The 20,327-nt window shown below is 70.1% G+C and carries 15 protein-coding genes and 1 tRNA gene; 8 read left to right on the top strand and 8 right to left on the bottom strand.

What is annotated here, in order from left to right; all coding sequences use genetic code 11:
• Positions 1–22: 22 nt before the first annotated feature.
• Positions 23–856: an SDR family oxidoreductase gene (locus tag ACFWYS_RS33085; RefSeq protein ID WP_384776699.1), complete on the top strand. Its 834-nt coding sequence runs from the start codon at positions 23–25 to the stop codon at positions 854–856.
• A gap of 25 nt (positions 857–881) precedes the next feature.
• Here ACFWYS_RS33085 and ACFWYS_RS33080 read toward each other — a convergent pair whose 3' ends face one another.
• A complete protein-coding gene (locus tag ACFWYS_RS33080; protein WP_384776698.1) occupies positions 882–1,541 on the bottom strand; it encodes a TetR/AcrR family transcriptional regulator in 660 nt (219 codons plus the stop codon).
• Positions 1,542–1,637: 96 nt separating this feature from the next.
• On the opposite strand from ACFWYS_RS33080, the gene ACFWYS_RS33075 reads away from it, so the two are divergent.
• The gene (locus tag ACFWYS_RS33075) at positions 1,638–2,243 is read left to right on the top strand and encodes an NADPH-dependent FMN reductase (RefSeq protein WP_384776696.1); all 606 of its coding nucleotides are present in this window, start codon (positions 1,638–1,640) and stop codon (positions 2,241–2,243) included.
• A gap of 101 nt (positions 2,244–2,344) precedes the next feature.
• Positions 2,345–3,163, top strand: coding sequence for an SDR family NAD(P)-dependent oxidoreductase (locus tag ACFWYS_RS33070; protein WP_384776694.1), 819 nt, complete (start codon positions 2,345–2,347; stop codon positions 3,161–3,163).
• 153 nt (positions 3,164–3,316) lie between these two features.
• On the opposite strand, the gene ACFWYS_RS33065 is transcribed toward ACFWYS_RS33070, so the two are convergent.
• From ACFWYS_RS33065 to ACFWYS_RS33040, 6 genes are all read right to left on the bottom strand, one after another.
• Positions 3,317–3,526 carry a hypothetical protein gene (locus ACFWYS_RS33065; RefSeq protein ID WP_384776692.1) on the bottom strand — a complete coding sequence of 70 codons (210 nt, stop codon included), beginning with the start codon at positions 3,524–3,526 and terminating at the stop codon, positions 3,317–3,319.
• Between the two features lie 89 nt (positions 3,527–3,615).
• Positions 3,616–4,119 (bottom strand): UTRA domain-containing protein, encoded by a 504-nt coding sequence (locus tag ACFWYS_RS33060; RefSeq protein ID WP_384776726.1) that lies wholly within the window; start codon positions 4,117–4,119, stop codon positions 3,616–3,618.
• 219 nt (positions 4,120–4,338) lie between these two features.
• Complete coding sequence (locus ACFWYS_RS33055) at positions 4,339–6,249, bottom strand: TerD family protein (RefSeq protein ID WP_384776690.1); 1,911 nt, start codon at positions 6,247–6,249, stop codon at positions 4,339–4,341.
• A 136-nt stretch (positions 6,250–6,385) separates the two neighbouring features.
• Positions 6,386–7,492: a hypothetical protein gene (locus ACFWYS_RS33050; RefSeq protein WP_384776688.1), complete on the bottom strand. Its 1,107-nt coding sequence runs from the start codon at positions 7,490–7,492 to the stop codon at positions 6,386–6,388.
• A gap of 416 nt (positions 7,493–7,908) precedes the next feature.
• Positions 7,909–7,984, bottom strand: a tRNA-Arg gene (locus ACFWYS_RS33045).
• A 183-nt stretch (positions 7,985–8,167) separates the two neighbouring features.
• Positions 8,168–9,706 (bottom strand): alanine/glycine:cation symporter family protein, encoded by a 1,539-nt coding sequence (locus ACFWYS_RS33040; RefSeq protein ID WP_384776686.1) that lies wholly within the window; start codon positions 9,704–9,706, stop codon positions 8,168–8,170.
• A gap of 461 nt (positions 9,707–10,167) precedes the next feature.
• Between ACFWYS_RS33040 and ACFWYS_RS33035 the strand changes: the two genes are divergently transcribed.
• Positions 10,168–10,740, top strand: a complete 573-nt coding sequence (locus tag ACFWYS_RS33035) for a DM13 domain-containing protein (RefSeq protein ID WP_384776684.1) — start codon at positions 10,168–10,170, stop codon at positions 10,738–10,740.
• Positions 10,741–10,786: 46 nt separating this feature from the next.
• Here the strand turns inward: ACFWYS_RS33035 and ACFWYS_RS33030 are convergent, their stop codons facing one another.
• Entirely contained in the window at positions 10,787–11,845 is a 1,059-nt protein-coding gene (locus tag ACFWYS_RS33030) for a PucR family transcriptional regulator (RefSeq protein WP_384776682.1), read from the bottom strand.
• Positions 11,846–12,094: 249 nt separating this feature from the next.
• Here ACFWYS_RS33030 and ACFWYS_RS33025 point away from each other — a divergent pair, with 249 nt between their 5' ends.
• The 4 genes from ACFWYS_RS33025 to ACFWYS_RS33010 all read left to right on the top strand — a co-directional run bounded on the left by ACFWYS_RS33025 (position 12,095) and on the right by ACFWYS_RS33010 (position 20,325).
• A complete protein-coding gene (locus ACFWYS_RS33025; RefSeq protein WP_384776680.1) occupies positions 12,095–12,517 on the top strand; it encodes a hypothetical protein in 423 nt (140 codons plus the stop codon).
• Between the two features lie 81 nt (positions 12,518–12,598).
• Positions 12,599–14,635: an SPFH domain-containing protein gene (locus ACFWYS_RS33020; RefSeq protein WP_384776678.1), complete on the top strand. Its 2,037-nt coding sequence runs from the start codon at positions 12,599–12,601 to the stop codon at positions 14,633–14,635.
• Between the two features lie 78 nt (positions 14,636–14,713).
• Positions 14,714–19,633 (top strand): DNA repair ATPase, encoded by a 4,920-nt coding sequence (locus ACFWYS_RS33015; protein ID WP_384776676.1) that lies wholly within the window; start codon positions 14,714–14,716, stop codon positions 19,631–19,633.
• A gap of 197 nt (positions 19,634–19,830) precedes the next feature.
• Positions 19,831–20,325, top strand: coding sequence for a hypothetical protein (locus ACFWYS_RS33010; RefSeq protein ID WP_384776674.1), 495 nt, complete (start codon positions 19,831–19,833; stop codon positions 20,323–20,325).
• The last annotated feature ends 2 nt before the right edge of the window (positions 20,326–20,327 follow it).

Below are 20,327 nucleotides of genomic sequence, written 5' to 3'. Positions count from 1 at the left end.
CCCTTTCGGTACACAGGTCATCGTGGATACCGAACGCGCACTGACGGACAAGATTGCACTGGTCACCGGGGCCGGCCGGGGCATCGGCAGAGGCATCGCCGAGCGACTCGCCCGGGACGGAGCGTTGGTCGGGGTCCACTACGGCCACAGCGCGGCCGCCGCGCTGGAAGTCGTCGCGGAGATACGCAAGAACGGCGGACGGGCCTTCCCGGTCTGGGCGGAGCTGGGGGTGCCCGGCGACGCCGACGCCGTGTTCGCCGCCTTCGACGCGGGGCTGCGGGAGCACGCGGAGGCGGAGACCGAGGCGGGGACGGCCGCGGCTGCGGTTGTGGAGGCGGCGTTCGGCGGCCGGCTCGGCTCGCTCGACATATTGGTGAACAACGCCGGGGTGAGCGGTTCGGGGCCGATCGGGGAGGCGGTGCCCGAGATCTTCGACCGCATGATCGCCGTAAATGCCAAGGCGCCGTTCTTCCTGACGCAGCGTGCGCTGCCGCGGATGCGGGACGGCGGGCGGATCATCAACATCTCCTCGCTCGCCTCCCGGCGCGCCTTCCCCGAGTCCGTCGCGTACGCCATGTCCAAGGGGGCGCTGGACACGATGACCCGGTGCCTGGCGAAGGAGCTCGGCGGGCGTGGCATCACGGTCAACACGGTCGGGCCGGGGTTCATCGAGACCGACATGAACGCCCGGCGCAGGAAGACCCCCGAGGCGGCCGCCGCCCTGGCCCGGCGCTCCCTCTTCAACCGCATCGGCCGGCCGTCCGACGTGGCGGACGTGGTGGCGTTCCTGGCCTCCGACGACTCCCGGTGGATCACGGGGCAGTACCTCGACGTCAGCGGCGGCACCGATATGTGACGAGTGACGGCCGGGGGTGGGCGGTTCAGGCGCGGGGCAGATGGCCGTACAGGAAGGTGTGCACGCCGGCCGCCGCGATCTCGTGGGTCTCGGCGTCGGAGAGCGCGCCGAAGCCCGTCCGCCCCCGGCCCCAGGTGTTGGTGACCAGCACCACGAAGTGCTGGGCGGCGAGTTCGGAGTCCGGCACCTGGAGCAGCCCGCGCTCGGCGAGCCGGGCCAGCCTGGCGGCGAGGGCGCGCTGTACGCGCAGGGGCCCGGCCTGCTGCCAGGCCTCGTGGAGGGCGGCGGGGAAGTTCTCGCCCTCGCTGTTGATCCGGGCGACGATCGCGACATGGTCGGCGAACTCCGGGCGCGGCCGCACCCAGTCCTCGGCGAGCCCCACCAGGTCGGCCTCCAGACCGGCGGCGCTCGACGTGCCGCCGAGGTGACGCTCGATCATCGCCTCGTGGGCAGCGGCGACCTGCTCCGAGCTCTCGATCAGCACGGTCGCGAAGAGCTGTTCCTTGTTCTCGAAGTGGTTGTAGATCGTGCGGGTCGACACAGAGGCCTCGGTGGCGATCACATCGATGCTCGCCCCCTGGTACCCCACCCGCCCGAAGACCTTCCGGGAGGCCCGCATGATGGCCTGCCGCTTCTCCGGGAACCCCTTGCGCGGCCGGTTCTGCCCGCTGTCCGACCTGGTCATCGTGGTACCTCCGCGTCGATTACAACGACCACTTTACTAGTTGCAATGCACGTTGTACTTTATCGGAACGGCCCCCTATTGGAGGAGCACCCCAGCATGTCCGCAACCCCCCTGAAGCTCGTCGTCATACTCGGTTCGGTCCGCGAGGGCCGGTTCGGTGAGGTGGTGGCGAACTGGTTCGCCGGGCCGGCGAAGGAGCACGGTGCCTTCGACGTCGAGGTCGTCGACCTCGCCGAGACGGAACTGCCGCTCGCCCTTCCGGCGACACCGCCCGCCATGGCGACCGAGGAACTGCGCCCGGCCGGGATGCTCCCGCTCTCCGCGAAGCTGGCCGCGGCCGACGCGTTCGTCGTGGTGACCCCCGAGTACAACCACAGCTTCCCCGCCTCCCTCAAGGCCCTCATCGACTGGCACTTCACCGAGTGGCAGGCCAAGCCGGTCGGCTTCGTCTCCTACGGCGCCCAGAGCGGCGGCCTGCGTGCCGTCGAGCAACTCCGCCAGGTCTTCGCCGAACTGCACGCCGTCACCGTCCGCGACGGGGTGGCCTTCCCGTTCTACTGGGAGGCGTTCGGCGAGGACGGCAGCCCGAACGACACCGACGGCACGAACGGCGCCGTCAAGGTGATGCTGGACGAACTGGCCTGGTGGGGGAGGGCGTTGCACGAGGCGCGGGCGAAGTCGCCGTACAGCCCGCAGGCCTGAACAGCAAGAACGCCGTCCCCCTTGTCTCAAAGTCGTCAAGGCAGGATCGATGAGTTCTAGGCTCGGGTGCGCCACGCGAACCCGAAGGAGCCAGAACAGCAGTGACGGACAAGCGAGTTGTCATCGTGACCGGCGGCGGCACGGGCATCGGGGCGGCCACCGTGCGGCTGCTGCGCGAGGGCGGACACCAGGTGGTCGCCTCCGGTCGGCGGAGCGAGCCGTTGCGGCGCCTCGAAGAGGAGACCGGGGCGCTCGCGTATCCGTCTGACGTGGGGGACCCCGAGGCCGCCGACGGTGTCGTCCGGGCGGCCCTGGACGCGTATGGACGACTCGACGGGCTGGTGCTCAACGCGGGCATCGGGCGCGGGGGGACCGTGGGCGACCTCTCCTTGGAGGACTGGGACGAGGTGATGCGCACCAACGTCACCGGCCCGCTGCTGCTCCTGCGCGCGGCGATCCCGCACCTGCTGGAGGCGCGCGGGGCGGTGGTCGCCGTCGCCTCGGTGGCCGCGCTGCGCAACGGCACGAGCAACGCCCCGTACGCCACGTCCAAGGCCGCCCTGCTCCAGCTCTGCCGTTCCGTCGCCGTCGACTACGGGCGGCAGGGGGTGCGGGCCAACATCGTGTGCCCGAGCTGGGTGAAGAGCGAGATGGCCGACCGGCGCATGGCGCGCTTCGCGGCGGAGGCGGACCTGCCGGGGGACGGCGTGGGAACCGCCTACGAGGAGGTGACCCGGGTCCTGCCCCTGGGGCGGCCGGGCGAGCCGCGTGAGATCGCGGAGGCGATCGGCTGGCTGCTGTCCCCGGCGGCGTCCTACATCAACGGCGCCGTACTCACCGCCGACGGCGGCGCGACGGCCCTCGACCCCGGGTCACTCGCCTTCGACTTCCATCTCGCGCCACGCCGCGACGACGGCTGACCGCAGGTTGGGCGCCCCGGGCAGGACTCGAACCTGCGGCCGGCACTTAGAAGGCGCTTGGTGGCACGAGTGCGGCGCCTCTCTGACCTGCCTCTTCTCCCGTGCTGCGCGCCTTACTGACCTGCCTTCGACACGCATTCGGCACGGCTCGGACTACTCGTACACCGTCGCCGCTTGTAGAGCTCGCGCGAAGAACGTCCAGTCACCGCCGGCGGGCAACTCCCGGGCGGTGTTGCTGTACCAGCCGTCCGCGCCGTCGATCCAGGCCGCCAAGGCCTCCAGGAAGCTCGGAAGGTCCGCGTTCTCCCATGAGCTTCCGTCCTCGGTGTGACGGCGATGCAGGGAACGAACGAAGGCTGCCAAGTCTTCTCTGCTGTCGACATGATCAGGAGAGGTGGTCATGGCTGGGGACCCTACTTGGCACATCAGTGTGAGTCGCCCTGTGCGCTGAGCTAGCCATTGATCGGGATCTCGTAGACGATCTCGCAATGAGCGGCGGGCACCACGATGTCCGCCGTCTCCACGGGCCGCCCGTCGTCGCTGTAGTACGTCCGCCGGATGTGCGTGACAAGCGCGGCCTTCTGGATGCCCAGGAGTGACGCCTCCTCGGCGGTCGCCTGCCTCGGCTCCGGCTGCTCCACGGCGTGGCTGACGGTGACGCCGATCGCGTCCATCCGATTCACAACGCCCGCCCCGGCGTGCGGCCCTCCCCCGGGGAGGACGATAAGCGTGCCGGCGGTGAGGTCGTACGGTTCCCAACTCGTCGACAGCTGCACCGGCCTGCCGTCGGCCAGGAACTCGTACGCGGTCCGGACGCATGGGTCGCCTTCGGCTGGAGGCGCCCACCCTCCGGTCCCGCACCGGGACCAGCGTGCCGTCCACGATCCACAACCGGTCCGCCGAGTCCGCCGGGCGGACCGCGGGCTCAATCGCGAGCAGCGGGCCCAGCCGACCAGGTCCTCGGTACTGTCCGCTACGGTTTCAGGACCTTCGACCATGACCCGGGCGCGGGGCCGGCTCGCCGAGCTCCAGCAGCGCATCGAAGGCCCCCAGCGACTGCCCGCCAGGCCGGCCCCGAGCATGCCGGTGCCCAAGCCTGGATCCACGCTCGCACCGCGTCGCCGAGCCGGAACCGGGCGCGGGGACGCGCAGATCTTCGCTCCCGGCGCCGGCGTTCAGTCGGCGATGTCGACGCCGTATCCGCGTGCGAGGGCGTCGAGGCCGTGGTTGTAGCCCTGGCCGACGGCGCGTAGGCGCCACACCGGACCTCTGCGGTAGATCTCCGCGAGCAGCATGGTGCGTTCGGTGGTGGCGGCGTCCAGGGTGGCGCGGGCGAGTGGTGCGCCGCTGCTTCCGGGGGCGGCACCGATCTGGATCGCACCGACCGTCCCGAAGGTGGCGGCGCCGTCGATGGCAGCGGCGACGACGACCTTGCGCGTCGCGGGCGGCAGGGAGGTCAGGTTGAGGGCGATGGTCTGTTCGGCAGGGCCGCCGGTGAGCAGTCGCACGGTTCCGGCGGGGCTCTCGGGAGCGCCGTAGAAGATGAAGTCCTCGTCGAAGGTGACCTGTTCGTCCTCGTCGAGGAGGAAGGCGACGACGTCGATCTCGTAGTCGGTCTGCGGGGCCCAGCCGGCGGTGACGTACCACTCCGGCGCGGGTCTGCCCTGTGGCATGGGCAGGTCGATGACACCGCCTCTCGGCATCACGTGCGGCTCCTGAGTCCGGAGGGCTGCCGCGGCCGGGGCGGTGGCGGTCGGAGCGGTGAGCCAGCGGAGGTCGTGCAGGGGGAGTTCGAGGGCGGTGATGCGGCTCATGCGCCGGTCGCCCTGCCCTCCCTCCAGGAGTACGACGTCGGTGACGCTGGCGGACAGGTTGATCGCCGCGGACCCGCCCAGTTCGACGATGCGGGTACGGGCCGCCGCGGCATCGGCATGGACACCACCGAGCACCAGCACGCGACGCCCCGCCAGAGGCTTGTCCAACGTGCCGACGGAGGGCTCCGGTCGACGCGGAGCCGGTACCCCCGCATCGGGTGCGGCCGTCGGGAGGGGTGCGGCTTCCGGGGCGGGTGCGGCAGAGGCCGTGGGGGGCGCCAACGCCGCGGGTCCGACGACTGGTTCTGCTTTCGGCTCGGCCACCGGGGCGACAGCGACGGCCGTCGCCTCATGCGCCGTCCCCGGCCGTACGTCGGCCAACAGCCGCAGGAAATCGTGCTCGTCGATGACCGGCACGCCCTCGGCGAGTGCGCGTCGGGCCTTCGCCGAACCGGACGCCGGTTCATTGGTGACCAGCACGCTCGTGTGCCGGCTGACGGAGGTCATCATGTTCAGCCCGGCGGCGACCGCCCGCCCGACCAGCTCCGCCCGGGCATGGGCGGTCTCACCGGTGATCGCGACCTTCATGCCCTGCTGGAGAGGTTCGCCGGGAGTCAGCCGTCCCGGATTGCGGTAGGCGCAGGGAGTCTTCGGCGGCTTCGGCGTGAACTGCGACTCTGCCCGGGGCGGGCAGGTCACCAGCGGCAAGGGCAGATCGAGCCGCGCCGCCTCGCGCAGTGAGGCCCGCAGGATCCCGGCCAGTACACGGGTGTCGTCCAGCGCATCGTGCGCACGTTGCTGGGGGATGCCGTAATGGGCGGCGAGGGTGCCGAGCTTCATGTCGTCCGTCGGCGGATCCACCTGGCGATTCAGCGCCAGGGTGCACAGCCGCTGCGACACCGGCAGCCACATCCGCGCACGGGCGAACTCGTAGGCCAGGAAGTCGTAGTCGAACTGGGCGTTGTGGGCGACCAGGACCCGGTCCTGAAGCATCGCTCCGATCCGCCCGGCGACCTGATCGAACGTCGGCGCACCGTGCAGTCGCTCGACGGTCAGCCCGTGCACCTCCACCGGTCCCGGATCGCAGCCCGGATTGAGCAGCGTCGAGAACTCCCCGGTCTGCTCGCCGTCCGGACCGATTGTGATCACCGCGACGGAGAGCACGCGATCTCGCCGGGCCATGAGGCCGGACGTCTCCACGTCGACCAGGGCCCAGTCGTAGGCGTAGTCGCCCATGTCGGGCACGTCGAAGGAGGTGGAGACGAGACTCATGACGGCAAGGATGATCGGATATCAAGCGCCCCTTCAACCCGTATGCCGATTTGCCATCGTTTCGAATACTGCAACGAGGCGGTCCTACGACGTCGACCGCTGAACCGGCGGGTGGCGCTGTTCGTTTGCCATACGGCTAGAAGACGCCGACCGATGCATCCTGCGTGAGGTTCTCAAGGATCGTGCGTATCCACGGGCTGCGAACGGCTGGTAGCCGGACCAAGGTGTGCTCGAACCTGCCCCGGTCGGCCCGGAACAGGTAGTTGGGGCGCGGCGGGAGCGGGTCGTCGCGGAGTACGTCCTGGGGTATGCCGCCCGACGCGGGAACAGGCAAGTACGGCTCGGGGGAGACCAGCCACAGCCACACCCCCAGCGGCAGGGGCACCGGGTATGCCGATGCCGCCGGGCCGGCGGGGATCCAGGTCTGACCCGTCTGGGGATGGACCGGTACGAGGAGGATGTCGACGCCCGCACCGGCGGAGGGTTCTCCCGGCCCGGCCAGGACGGCGTGCCGCGTTGGCGGGCCTGCGGGCAGCAAGGTGTCGAGCGCGCCTTGGAACACGTCCGCGGTCAGACCGCCCGGGACCTTCACCGGCTGCCCTTCGGAGGCCACCAAGAGGTGGGCGAGCGCCTGGCCGGCTGCCGCCTCCCATTGAGGACTCCACGACCAGTAGTGGCTCGACCCAGACCGTCCTCCCCACGTGCCAATCGGCTCGAACGGGGGCGTGCTCTCACCCCTCTCCACCAATTCCGTCCAGGAGAACGGCGCAGTGTGGACACCGTCGATGAGGACGCGGCGCACGGCGTCTGAGCTGAGCCGCACTGCCTGCCACAGCGAGCAGTCGTCGACCCTTGTTGCCACCGGCAGGTCGCACACCTCGCAGGCCATGTTGGGCCCCTCGGCCCCGTCGAGGCCACAGCAGGCACCGCCACGTTTCTCGGGAATCAGCCGGGTTCCGCGGATATCACCGGGAGCGATGACGATCGCCCCGGGCGTGCTGTCGGACAGGGCGTGGACCGGCGCGTAGATGCCGCGTGCCTCCGCCTCGCCCGGATCGACCTCGTCCCACATCCGCCATGGCCCTCCCCATGGGTCCGGGTCCACGGCAAACGTCCCTGCCTCCATGAGTACCGGTAGTTGGACCCCGTTCCCGTACTTCTGACGGGCATGGGACGGAAGGGAGACCTGGGACAAAGGGACTGTCAGCTCGACACCGCAGCGCGCACAACTGAAAACGAACAAAGGCACCCTCCGTAAGGGAAACAGCTGCATGGTCGCAGCTCGGAGGTGGCCCGCCAACGTGTTTTCATCCGTCTGGTCATGGCACCTGCCACCGTCAGGGAACGTCAACGCAGCGTGGGCGAGCGCCAGCCGCCGGCCATGGCGGCGGCCACCGTCTGCGTGGCCGAGGGCGATGCTTGTGGCCGACCACAGACCGTGGCGTCGGTGAGCGGTTCGACGGGAAGAGGCCACACCGAAACTTCGGGAAGTTTTCGGGGAGAGCACCCGCCGAGGGCCGGACGAAATCGTCTCCAGCCGGACACTCGCCGACTCCGCCCGAGGGCCCACCCGAACCTGCGAAGTTGCTCCGCCGAGCCCGATGAACGGCCTCTGACCAGTAAAAATGCCCTCCCGATGGGAGGGCGGAGACTGTGCGCCCCCGGCAGGACTCGAACCTGCGGCCAAGCGCTTAGAAGGCGCTTGGCGAGGGCGCGGCTGCTGTGCCTCTGACCTGCTCTTACGTGATGCCCTGACCGGCCGTCAGTGAATCTTCCGGCCTTTTCGGGAAGGATCCCGCTGTGCCGGACTACTACTGTGTCCGGCACAGCACCTCCGCAACCGACGTGAGCACGGGCCCGTACTCACCAAGGCGCGAGGTGAGTACGGGCCCGTGAAGGAGCCGGGCCGCGGGGGCGGTCAGACGGTGGTCTTCACCGGCTCCTGGTCTTCGTCGCCGTCGGTGGTCTCACCGGCGTTCCGGGCGCGGACGAACTCCAGGAAGGAGTTGAGTTCGCGCTTGACGACCGGGGCGAGCAGATACAGGCCGATGATGTTGATGACCGCGAGCATGAATAGCACCGCGTCGGCCATGTCGATGAGGGTCTGCAGCGTCAGCAGCGAACCGGTGATGGCGAACAGGGTGTAGACGACCTTGTACGTCAGCTCGCTGGCCTTGCTGCGGCCGAAGAGGTGGGTCCATGCCTTGAGGCCGTAGTAGCCCCAGGTCAGCACGGTGGAGATGGCGAACAGCATCACCGCGACGGTGAGGATGTACGGGAACCAGGGCAGGACCGTCTCGAAGGCGTCGGAGGTGATGGTGACGCCGGCGATGTCCTGGTTCCCGGCGCGGGCCTCGCGATAGCTGGCCGGGTTGGCGATGACGATGGTCAGCGCGGTCATCGTGCAGATGACGACGGTGTCGATGAACGGCTCCAGCAGGGCGACCAGGCCCTCGCTGGCGGGGTGCTTGGTCTTCACCGCGGAGTGGGCGATCGGCGCGGAGCCGAGCCCTGCCTCGTTGGAGAACGCGGCCCGCTTGAAGCCGATGATCAGGGCACCGAGCACACCACCCGCGACACCCTGCGGGTTGAACGCACGCTCGATGATTTCGCCGAATGCGGCGGGGACCTCGGTGACGTGGACCAGGATGACGACCAGGCAGGCCACGATGTAGATGCCGGCCATGGCGGGCACGAGCTTGCTGGTGACGTTGGCGATGGAGCGGATGCCGCCGAGCAGCACGATGCCGACGAGCGCGGCGATGAGGATGCCGAAGAACAGGGCGCCGGTGGAGGAGCCCATGAGGCCGTCCTCGCCGCCGGTGACGGAGACCAGCTGCGCGTACGACTGGTTGACCTGGAAGAGGTTGCCGCCGAAGAGGCCGAAGAACAGGATCATGAAGGAGGCGAGGACCGCGAGGACCTTGCCGAGGGTCTTGCCGTTCTTGCCGAAGCGGTCGGCGAGGCCCTTGGGCAGGTAGTGCATCGGGCCGCCGGAGACGGTGCCGTCGGCGTGTACCTCGCGGTACTTCACTCCGAGGGTGACCTCGACGAACTTGGTGGCCATGCCGAGCAGGCCGCACAGGATCATCCAGAACGTCGCGCCGGGGCCGCCGATGGAGACGGCGACGGCCACACCGGCGATGTTGCCGAGGCCGACCGTGCCGGAGACGGCCGCGGTCAGCGCCTGGAAGTGGTTGACCTCGCCGGCCGACCCCTTCTCGTCGTACTTCCCGCGCACCACGTCGACGGCGAGTCTGAACTTGCGCAGCTGCACGAACCCGAACCAGCCGGTGAACACCAGTCCGGCGACGACGAGCCAGGCGACGATGAGGGGCAGGTCCGTTCCGCCGACGGGAACGGCGTAGAAGACGACCTCCCCTAGCCACTTGGCTATGGGCTCGAAGAAATCGCTGACGGCTTCGTCGACGGACTGCGTGACGGAGTCGAGTGACACAGTGGCTACCTCGATGGTGCGGGCCCGGGACACGGGGGAGTGCCTCCGGCTGATGTGCGGTCTGTGAACGAACGGCGTTGTCCGATCGGCGACACTGGGCACGCGGTCCGTGGGCGCGGAACGTGAACACCCTGGTCGTGCTGCCGGTGCATGCCGACCGCTCCGGGCTGTGGCGATGAGCGGTGCCACCTGCGGAGTTGGGAAGTTTTATCACGCCCTTTACGCACTCTTTAGTGACGTGGGTCACTTGGTCTGCAGTTACCGTCCGAAGTGCCAGCAAGCGAGACCGGACCGTTATGCGGAGGTCGAGATCCGTTCACCGGACACCAATTGCACGTGCACACACATCTGTCATGGCCGCGGGGCCGTAAGCATTCCGTCATCTCTCATGGGGTGCATCACGCAGTCCCGGTCCGTTGAAATGGGGGCAACAGGAAGCTCTCAAGAAGCGAGGCGGGTCAATGGGGCGGGTGCGGAGGGTGCTGGGCGGGCCGCTGGTCATCGGTGTGCTGGTGGTGGCGGTCGCCGGTGTCGGCTTCGGGCTGTACTGGTTCCAGCCCTGGAAGCTGTGGCAGGACGAGACAGTCCAGGAAGCCCTGCCCGGTGCCGTGACCACCCCGGCGCCTCCCGCAGGCGCACCCTCCGCATCGTCCTCTCAGGCGCCGGAGGCGGAACCCGCGCCGCGGACGCTGGCAGCCGGCGACCTGATCAGTCACGAGCACTCCACGTCGGGCACTGTGAAGCTCGTACGGCTGGCCGACGGCTCCCATGTCGTACGGCTGGAGAACCTCGACACCAGCAACGGCCCCGACCTACGCGTCTGGCTGACCGACGCGCCGGTGAAGGAGGGCACGGCCGGTTGGCATGTCTTCGACGATGGTGAGTACGTCAGCCTGGGCAAGCTCAAGGGCAACAAGGGAAGCCAGAACTACACCGTGCCCGCCGAGGTGGACCCCTCCCGCTTCACCAGCGTGAGCATCTGGTGCGACCGCTTCGACGTGTCCTTCGGCGCCGCCGAGCTCGCCCGTACTTGACGCCGCCCGTCACGGTCGCCGGCCCGGGACAGGGCCGGCTGCGGTGTCAGAGTTCCTTGGCCGGCCAGTCCAGGAGCCGGGCGCCGATCACCGCGGTCTGGAGCATGTAGCGGTGGGCCGGATCGGCCGGGTTGGCGCCGGTGAGTTTCTGGATGCGTTCCAGCCGGTAGGTCAGGGCGCGCACGCTGAGGGAGAGGCGGCGGGCGGCCTCGGCGGCCACGCAGCCGGAGTCGAAGTAGGCGGTGAGGGTGTCCAGGAGTGGCTCGGCGCCGCCGCGGGCGGCGGTGAGCGGGCCGAGGGTGCTCACCACGAGGTCGGCCATGGCCTGCCGGTCGCGGGTCAGGACGGGGTAGACGAGCAGGTCGGCGGCGCGTAGGACCGGGTCCTCCAGCTCCAGGCGCTCGGCGAGTTCGAGGGCGTTCAGGGCTTCCTCGTACGAGTGGACGACTCCGCCGGGGCCGGGCTGGGGGCGGCCGATGGCGACGCGGCCGCCGTCGGTGGCGGCATGGGCCTGCTTGGCGAAGTGGGTCAGAACTTCGTCCTGGTGGCCGGGGGCGATGCACAGCAGCCGGCCGTCCTTGGTGGTGAGCAGGACATCACGGTTGCCGAAGCGGGCCAGGAGAGCCTGCTCCACCCCACGGGGCACGGGATCGCCCTCGTCGTACGCGGTGGGGCCCTGTGCGACGGCCACGGCGTGGGCTTGGGAGAGGCGCAGTCCGAAGCGTTCGGCGCGTTCGGCGAGGCGGCCCAGGTCGCTGCGGCCGTAGAGCAGGTCGTCGATGAACTCGCGGCGCGCTGCCTCTTCTTGGCGTACGGCGTGGCGCTGGGCGCGTTCGTAGCCTTCGGCGAAGGCGTCTATGACCTGGTGAATGGCCGCCAGGGCGCTGTCGGCCGAGCCGGGTGTGGCCGGCCATGCCGCGCGGGCGGCGGTCAGATGGGCGCTGACCAGGGCGCGCAGTCCGTGTCCGGCGTCGGCGGCCCGTTCCCCCAGGTCGCGGCGGGAGGTGAGTTCCTCCCGGGTGAGGCGCCGCCCCGTGGCAGAGACCTCGGCCAGAATCTGGGCACAGCCCTCCAGATACTGCTCGGGAATCTCCCGCTCCGCCACGTCGCCCCCAGGTTCTTGACGCGCCGGTGACGGTTTCTTAGCGGTTCACCGGCATGCAGACCCTAATGAACGCTGCCGGAATCCGGCAATGCGCGGGCGTGCGCCTGCCGTGCACCATGACGTGCGGGGAGCACTGCGGGGGATTACCGGTGCCGGACACCGGCAGGTGTCCGGCACCGGAACCCGGAGCGAGCGGTGTGCCACCGAACACGGCTGACGGGCACTGCGGGTGGAAAGGGGGGGCAAGCTGTGCGGACCTTCCTGACGGTCGCCACCGGCCTGCCCACGATCCTGCCGACCGCCGCCCTCGTCGTGGTGGTGTGCTTCTGGCTCCTCGTCGCCGCGGGCCTCACCTCAGTCGACAGTTTCGACGCTGACATCGACCTCCGTCCGTGGGGTCTGGTCGGCGTACCTGTCGCGGTCGTCATCTCCACGATGACCCTGCTCGCCTGGGCTCTGAGCGTCGGCGGGAACCTCCTACTGGCTCTGTACACGCCGTCGGGAGCCGCAACCGGGCTGCTACGCCTGACCGTTCCGGTGCTGGCGCTGCTCGTCGCCTGGCGGCTGACCTGCCTGTTCGTACGGCCCCTGCACCGGCTCTTCCCCGACGAACCCGGCCGACCCGAACTCGGAGGGGCGCGGGACCGCGATCACGCGGACCGGGCCGCCTGACTCACGTTCACAGTGCCACCGGGGTGCGGGCCGCCCTCCTTCGTCACGCTTCAACTCCCTTACGCCTCAAGGACGTATGCCATGACACTCATCATCGTGGGCGTCGGCGTGCTCATCGCCGTCACCCTGCTCGCCGTCCTCGTCGTCTCCCAGCTGTTCCGCAAGGTGGAGCAGGGCAAGGCGCTGATCGTCTCCAAGCTGCGCAAGGTCGACGTGACCTTCACCGGGCAGGTCGTGCTGCCAGTGCTGCACAAGGCCGAAGTGATGGACATCTCGGTGAAGGCCATCGAGATCACCCGGACCGGCAAGGACGGGCTGATCTGCCGGGACAACATACGGGCCGACATCCGGATCACGTTCTTCGTGAAGGTCAACAAGACGGTCGAGGACGTCATCAAGGTCGCCCAGGCGGTCGGGACCGCTCGTGCGAGTGACCGGGACACGTTGCAGGAGCTGTTCCACGCGAAGTTCTCCGAGGCGCTGAAGACCGTCGGCAAGCAGCTGGACTTCACCGACCTGTACACCAAGCGCGACGAGCTGCGGTACCGGATCATCGAGGTCATCGGCGTCGACCTGAACGGTTACCACCTGGAGGACGCGGCGATCGACTACCTGGAGCAGACGCCGCTGACCCAGCTCGACCCGGCCAACGTCCTCGACGCCCAGGGCATCCGCAAGATCACGGAGCTGACGGCCCTGGAGCACGTGCGCACCAACGAGGCCCAGCGCACCGAGGAGAAGGAGATCACGCGGCAGAACGTCGACGCCCGTGAGGCGATTCTGGAGCTGGAGCGGCGGCAGACCGACGCGGAGATCAAGCAGAGGCGGGAGATCGCGACCGTACGTGCCCGTGAGGAGGCCGAGACGGCGCGGGTGGTGGAGGAGGAGCGGCTGCGGGCCCAGGGCGCGTTCCTGGCCACCGAGGAGAAGCTCGGCGTGCAGCGTGAGAACCAGGCCCGGGAGGTCGCCGTCGCCGCGAAGAACCGCGAGCGGGTCATCGCCGTGGAGAACGAGCGCATCGAGAAGGACCGTCTCCTCGAAGCCATCGCCCGGGAGCGGGAGACGCAGCTGACGAAGATCGCCGCGGAGAAGGAGGTCGAGGCGGAGAAGCGGGAGATCGCCGAGGTCATCCGCGAGCGGGTCGCGGTGGACCGTACGGTCGCCGAGCAGGAGGAGTCCATCAAGAAGTTGCGGGCCGTGGAGGAGGCGGAGCGGCAGCGGCAGGCCGTGATCATCGCCGCCGAGGCGGAGGCGCAGGAGAAGCTGGTCAAGGACATCAAGGCCGCAGAGGCAGCCGAGCAGGCCGCCACGCACCGTGCGTCCGAGGAACTGACCCTGGCCGAGGCCCGGTTGAAGACGGCCGACCTCGACGCCCGCGCCAAGCTCCGACTCGCGGAGGGCGTCCAGGCAGAGGCGGCTGCGGAAGGGCTCGCGGCCGTCCAGGTCCGCGACAAGGAGGCCGAGGTCATCGAGAAGGCCGGGCGTGCGGAGGCCGAGGCGACGCAGGCCCGGATGAGGGCCGAGGCCGAAGGCGCCAAGGCGCAGGCCCTCGCCGAGGCCGAGGGCATCGGCGAGAAGCTCAAGGCCGAGGCGGCCGGGCTGACGGAGAAGGCGGCGGCGATGGCAGCGCTCGACGACGCGTCCCGTGGCCACGAGGAGTACCGGCTGCGCCTGGAGGCCGAGAAGGACATCCGGCTCGCGGGCCTGGACGTACAGCGGCAGGTCGCCGAGGCGCAGGCCACAGTGCTCGCCACCGGGCTGGAGAACGCCGACATCAACATCGTCGGCGGCGAGTCGGTCTTCTTCGACCGGCTGGTGTCCTCGATCGCGCTCGGCAAGGGCATCGACGGCTTCGTCCAGCACTCCGAGACCGCGCAGGCGCTGGCCGGGCCCTGGCTGAACGGCACCTCCAGCTTCACCGACGACCTGGGCCGCATCCTCGGCTCGGTCTCCACGGCCGATGTGCAGAACCTGACCGTGTCGGCGCTGCTGTTGAAGCTGATGGGGACTGGCGGGGCCGACTCGGGGCAGCTCCAGCAGCTGCTCGACAAGGCCGGCGAGCTGGGTCTGGCGGACAAGCCGCTCACCGCCCTCAACGGCAAGGCAGTCCACGCCTGACCCGCCACAGGTCCGGAGCCGCCGCACAGGGGACGGCGGCTCCGGACCGTGCCCCCCGACATCGCTGAGAGGGAATCCATGACCACCGGCCAGGACACCGGCACGCACCAGCCACTGGACCCAAGCAAGGGCGAGGTGCTGGACAGGGGCACGTACGAGGTGCTGCGCGACCGCCTCACCGCGCAGGCCGCCGAACTCGCCCGCCGCACCGAGGAGCTCAACGCCCGCCGTGGCGAGGAGTTCGGATCGACGCGGCTGGAACTCGCCGGCACCGAGCGGCTGCGCACCGAGCACGCCGCGGTGCCCCGCGACGTCGTCGCCGTGGGCGACGTGCTGCTCTTCGGCTACAACACCGTCCCTGGCCGTGAGGCGGACACCGGCGTCGGTGACGTCCTGGCCTTGTACGACCGCAACCTGGAGCGGGTGACCGGCGACGTGGCGCCCGGACTGCTCGACGACCCTGCCTTCGTCCGCGAGTTCATCGCCCTCCACCGCTACTACCGGCAGGCTCGCCTCCTGCGACTCCGCCGCATCGACGGCAAGTTGCTCGCCGTCTTCCAGACCGGTGAGAAGACGGACGACATCCGCGTCCTGCGCTGGGCGCTGTCCGACGACGGGCGGGCCACGTTCCTGGACGCGCGCGGCGACCGCGACCACGTCCTGCCGCCCCCACACGACATCCAGTGGACGCGGACGACCCGCGAGGACCACATCCTCGGCCGCCATCCACACGTCTCCATCGGCGGCGAGGTGTTCGTCTCCACCGTCGGCGGCACCCTCACCGTCAAGACCAACGACGACACCGAGACCGGCGAGGGCATCCACACAGAACCGGTCGATGAGCCGCTCCAGTCCCTCGCGGACGCCGACATCGCCTACGCGCGCGTGGGCGCACTGATCCTGCTGCGCATCCGCCCCTACAAGGAGAACACCGACCGCCACCTGGTGTTCAACACCCTCACCAGGAGCGTCGTCCGCCTCGACGACATCGGCCGCGCGTGCCGCCGCCTGCCCGAGGACCAGGGCATCGTCTTCCCCGGCGGCTACTGCCTGGCCGCCGGCACCCACAAGACGTACGAACTCGACACACAAGAGCTGGAATTCGAGCGGGAGATCCGCTCACCGAACGGCGAGGACGTGCTCTACGCCTTCCACGCGCGCGTGGAAGGCCGCAGCCTGCTCCTGCCGTACAACACGATCCGCAAGGAAATGGCCGCCCCGCTGTCCTGCCACGGCTGGGCGCTCTGCGGCGACGGCACCCTCGTGATCCTGCGCGCCGACAGCGCCGAACCGCAGCGCGTCCACCCCGCGCAGCTGTGGAACTCCCCGTACGTGTCCGACACCCACGCCGCCGCACAGCCCGTCGGCACCGGCCCACTGGCCCGCGTCGGCAACGCCGACCTCGTCCGCGGCATCTCCGACTGCCTGTCCCTCACCCGCGCCGTCGCCGAGACGACCCCCACCAGCGAGGTGTATGAGGCACTGGTGGCCTCCTGCGTCCGGGCGGCGGACACCCACCACTGGCTGGGCGAGGCAGAGCTCGGGGATCTGCTCGCGCCGCTCACGCAGATGCGGGCCACCGCCGAGCAGGTTCTGGCCGAGTTCGAGACCGTCCAGGCCCTGACCCGGCAGGCGGCCGAGGCGCTCGCCGAAGCGGCGGCCCGCATCGCCACGGTCGTACGACGGCTGCGCGGCGAGGCCCCGCGAGGCGCAGCCGCCTGGGTGTCGGGCCTGACCGACCTCAGGCAGGCGCAAGGGCATCTGCTCACCCTCAAGGACCTGCGGTACGCGGACGCCGCCCGCATCGACGACCTCGCCGCCGACGTCGAGTCGGACCTCGCGGCCTTCGGTCGGCGGGCCGTCGCCCACCTCGCTCGCGAGGACGCCTTCGCCGAGCACCACGCGGATGTCGGGCGACTCGCCCAGGAGGCCGAGGAGATCGGCACCGTCGCCGAGGCCGCGCCCGTCGCCGCCCGGCTCGACGAACTCGCCGACGGGTTGAGCACGGTGACCGAGGTGGTCGCCGGGCTCGACATCGCCGACGCCACGATCCGTACGTCCGTCCTGGAGCGGATCGCCGAGGTGCTCGGCGGCGTCAACCGCGCCCGTGCCACCCTCGACGGCCGTCGCCACGAGCTCCTCGACCGTGAGGGACGAGCCGAGTTCGCGGCCGAGTTCGCCCTGCTCGGCCAGTCCGTGACAGGCGCGCTCGCCGCCGCCGACAGCCCGGAAGCGTGCGACGAGCAGCTCGCCCGCATGCTCGTGCAAGTGGAGAACCTGGAGTCCCGGTTCGCCGAGCTCGACGACTTCCTCGGACCGCTCGCCGACAAGCGTGACGAGATCCACGAGGCGTTCGCCGCCCGCAAGCAGACCCTCGCCGACACCCGCGCCCGTCGCGCGGAGCGACTGACCGACTCGGCGACCCGCGTCCTGAAGACCATCACCCGCCGCGCCGCCACCCTCACCGACGCGGACGCCGCCGCCACGTACTTCACCTCCGACCCCATGCCCGCCAAGGTCCGCCGCATCGCCGACGAGCTTCGCGAACTCGGCGACCGGCCAAGGGCGGAGGAGCTCGAAGGCCACCTCAAGGCGGCCCGCCAAGAAGCGTTGCGCGCCCTGCGCGACCGCACCGACCTGTACGCCGACGACGGCCGCACCCTCCGCCTCGGCACCCACCGCTTCGCCGTCAACACCCAGCCCCTGGACCTGACACTGGTCCCGCACGACGAGGGCCTGGCCCTAGCCGTGACGGGCACCGACTACCGCGCGCAGGTCACCGATCCCGACTTCGCCGCAAACCGCCCGTACTGGAACCGCCCGCTGCCCTCGGAGTCGCCCGAGGTCTACCGCGCCGAACATCTCGCCACCCGGCTGCTGGACGAGTACGGACCGGCGGCCCTCACAGAGGCCGACCTGTCCGCCCTGGTGCGGAAGGCGGCGCAGGAGGCGTACGACGAGGGCTACGAGCGCGGCGTCCACGACCACGACGCGACCGCGATCCTCACCGCACTCCTGCGCCTGTACGAGGGCGCCGGCCTCCTGCGTCACGAGCCGGCCGCCCGCGCGGCCGCCCAGCTGTTCTGGGCCCACGACACGACCACCGAAGCCCGCGAGAGCATCCGGCGGCGTGCGACGTCGCTGGCCCGTGCGCGCGACACGTTCGGTCTGGCGCCCGCGATCGCCGACCTCCAGCGGGAGCTGGCGGAAGCGATCGGCTCCGAGGCCGCCGCCGCGTACCTCTTCGAGGAGCTGACGAGTGGCCCCGCAGGCTTCGTCATCAGCGCCGACACCCGGACACTGCTCGACAAGTTCCGCCGTACGGTGGGCTCTTCGGCCTACGACGACGATCTCACCGCCCTCGGTGACCTGCCCGCACGCCGGCAGCTCGTCGAGGCGTGGCTGACGTCGTACGCCGCCTCGACCGGCACGGATCTCTCCTCCGGCGACCTGGCCGAGGCGGTGGCCGCCGAACTCTGCCCGGACCTGGCCCGCTACGAGTCCGACGCGCCGCTGACCGCGACCGTCGAGGGACTGCTCGGCTCCCACCCGCGCCTCACCGGACGTACGCTCACCCTCCGCATCGACGAACTCCTCGTCCGTGTCCGGAGGTTCCGCGCCGACGAGGTACCCGCCCACCGCGCCTACCAGCGCCGCCGCACCGCGCTGGTGGCCGCCGCGCGCGCCCGCCTCCGCCTGGACGAGTACCGGCCCCGCGTGATGTCCGCGTTCGTACGCAGCAGGCTCATCGACGAGGTGTACTTGCCCCTGATCGGCGACAGCCTCGCCAAACAGCTCGGCACCACGGGCGAGTCCAAGCGCACCGACACCGGTGGCCTGCTCCTGCTCGTCTCCCCGCCCGGCTACGGCAAGACGACTCTCATGGAGTACGTCGCCGACCGGCTCGGCATGATGCTCGTGAAGGTCAGCGGGCCGGCCCTGGGACATGCCGTCACCTCGCTCGACCCGGCCGAGGCCCCCAACGCCACCGCCCGCCAGGAGATCGAGAAGATCAACTTCGCACTGGAGGCCGGCAACAACACCCTGCTCCACCTCGACGACATCCAGCACACCTCCTCCGAACTGCTGCAGAAATTCATCCCGCTGTGCGACGCCACCCGCCGCATCGAGGGCGTGCGGGACGGGGAACCGCGCACCTACGACCTGCGCGGCAAGCGGTTCGCCGTCTGCATGGCCGGCAACCCCTACACCGAGTCCGGCAGCCGCTTCCAGATCCCCGACATGCTCGCCAACCGTGCCGACGTGTGGAACCTCGGCGACGTCCTGACCGGCAAACAGGACGCCTTCGCGCTCAGCTTCATCGAGAACGCCCTCACCGCCAACCCGGTCCTGGCTCCGCTGGCCGACCGTGACCGCACCGACCTCGACCTGCTCATCCGCCTTGCGCAGGGTGACGCGTCGGCCCGCGCGGACCGCCTTACGCATCCGTACGCCCCCGCGGAACTGGAGCGGATCCTGGCCGTGCTGAGCCACCTGCTCACCGCCCGGGAGACGGTCGTGGCGGTGAACGCGGCGTACATCGCCGCGGCCGCCCAATCGGACACGACCCGCACGGAGCCGCCCTTCCAACTCCAAGGCTCCTACCGCAATATGAACAAGATCGCCCAGCGCATCCAGCCGGTCATGAACCACGCCGAGCTGGCCGCGCTGATCGACGACCACTACACGGCCGAGGCTCAGACCCTCACCACCCGCGCCGAGGCCAACCTGCTCAAGCTCGGCGAGCTACGGGGCACGCTCACGGACGAACAGACGCACCGCTGGGCAGAGTTGAAGGCAGCGTACGTTCGCACGCAGACCCTCGGCGGCCCCGACAACGACCCCGTGACCCGGGCTGTCGCCACGCTCGGCCTGCTCGCGGACCGGATCGCGGCGGTGGAGACGGCGATCAACCGAGCGGCCGACCCACGCCACTTGGTTGCGAATCCTCTGGCCCGGCACGCGATACGCCCGGCGCCGGACCCGGAGAGCCACTGAAGGAAGCAACTGAAGGAAGCAGTGGTGCTCAGGGCGTTTGAGTATCGGACGGCGGAGGCGTCGACCGGCCGGGCGCCACAAGTGGTTTGTCGAGGCCGAAGACACAACCCGATGCCGTGCCTAATGTGGCTCGTATGGGGCGGCGCATCAACAAGCGCGCCCAGTCAGGCGATGCTCCCCGGCTCGCTGCCACCTGCGTGGTTCACGACCGTTCCTGGGCTCGGGAACTGCGCTATGCAGTGGTCTGCGGTGTGATGCTCTTCGGGGTACTGGTGCTGCTCGACTGGGTGTTCAGGGACCTCACCGCTGGGCGGGCCGTGCTGTGGGCGGCGCTCGGCGTGCTATTGAGCACCCTGCTCACGCCCGCGCGTGTGACAGCGGAGCGCGGCGTACTCGACGCACGCGGGCTGCTGACGCGCCGGCGGGTGCGTACCGACCGGCTCGTGGCCGTGCGGATGTCCGAGGGAGTCGCGCAGCGGCTGGTCCTGACCGACACTTCCGGTGGGCGACTGGTGTTGGACCCACGGGTGCTGGCCGCCAACCCTCTGCTGTGGCACCACCTCGACGAAGGCGCCCGCCGATCCCGCAGGCGCGGCACGCTGCGATACGGCACGGCGGTGCTGGATCGGCTGGGCCGACGCATCGACAGCGAGGCGTGCCACGGGATCTTGCGGGCCTCCGGCCTGGAGTGACC

Origin of the sequence: Streptomyces sp. NPDC059010 (genome assembly GCF_042740355.1) — a bacterium.
GTDB lineage: Bacteria > Actinomycetota > Actinomycetes > Streptomycetales > Streptomycetaceae > Streptomyces.
Note: the sequence above shows the minus strand (reverse complement) of the source record. Positions and strands in the feature narration are given on the sequence as shown.

Bases quoted from the DNA above. Each gene is read 5' to 3' on its own strand.
- ACFWYS_RS33075 (WP_384776696.1), top strand. From the start codon at position 1,638: ATGTCCGCAACCCCCCTGAAGCTCGTCGTCATACTCGGTTCGGTCCGC.
- ACFWYS_RS33035 (WP_384776684.1), top strand. From the start codon at position 10,168: ATGGGGCGGGTGCGGAGGGTGCTGGGCGGGCCGCTGGTCATCGGTGTG.
- ACFWYS_RS33080 (WP_384776698.1), bottom strand. From the start codon at position 1,541: ATGACCAGGTCGGACAGCGGGCAGAACCGGCCGCGCAAGGGGTTCCCG.
- ACFWYS_RS33020 (WP_384776678.1), top strand. From the start codon at position 12,599: ATGACACTCATCATCGTGGGCGTCGGCGTGCTCATCGCCGTCACCCTG.
- ACFWYS_RS33015 (WP_384776676.1), top strand. From the start codon at position 14,714: ATGACCACCGGCCAGGACACCGGCACGCACCAGCCACTGGACCCAAGC.
- ACFWYS_RS33055 (WP_384776690.1), bottom strand. From the start codon at position 6,249: ATGAGTCTCGTCTCCACCTCCTTCGACGTGCCCGACATGGGCGACTAC.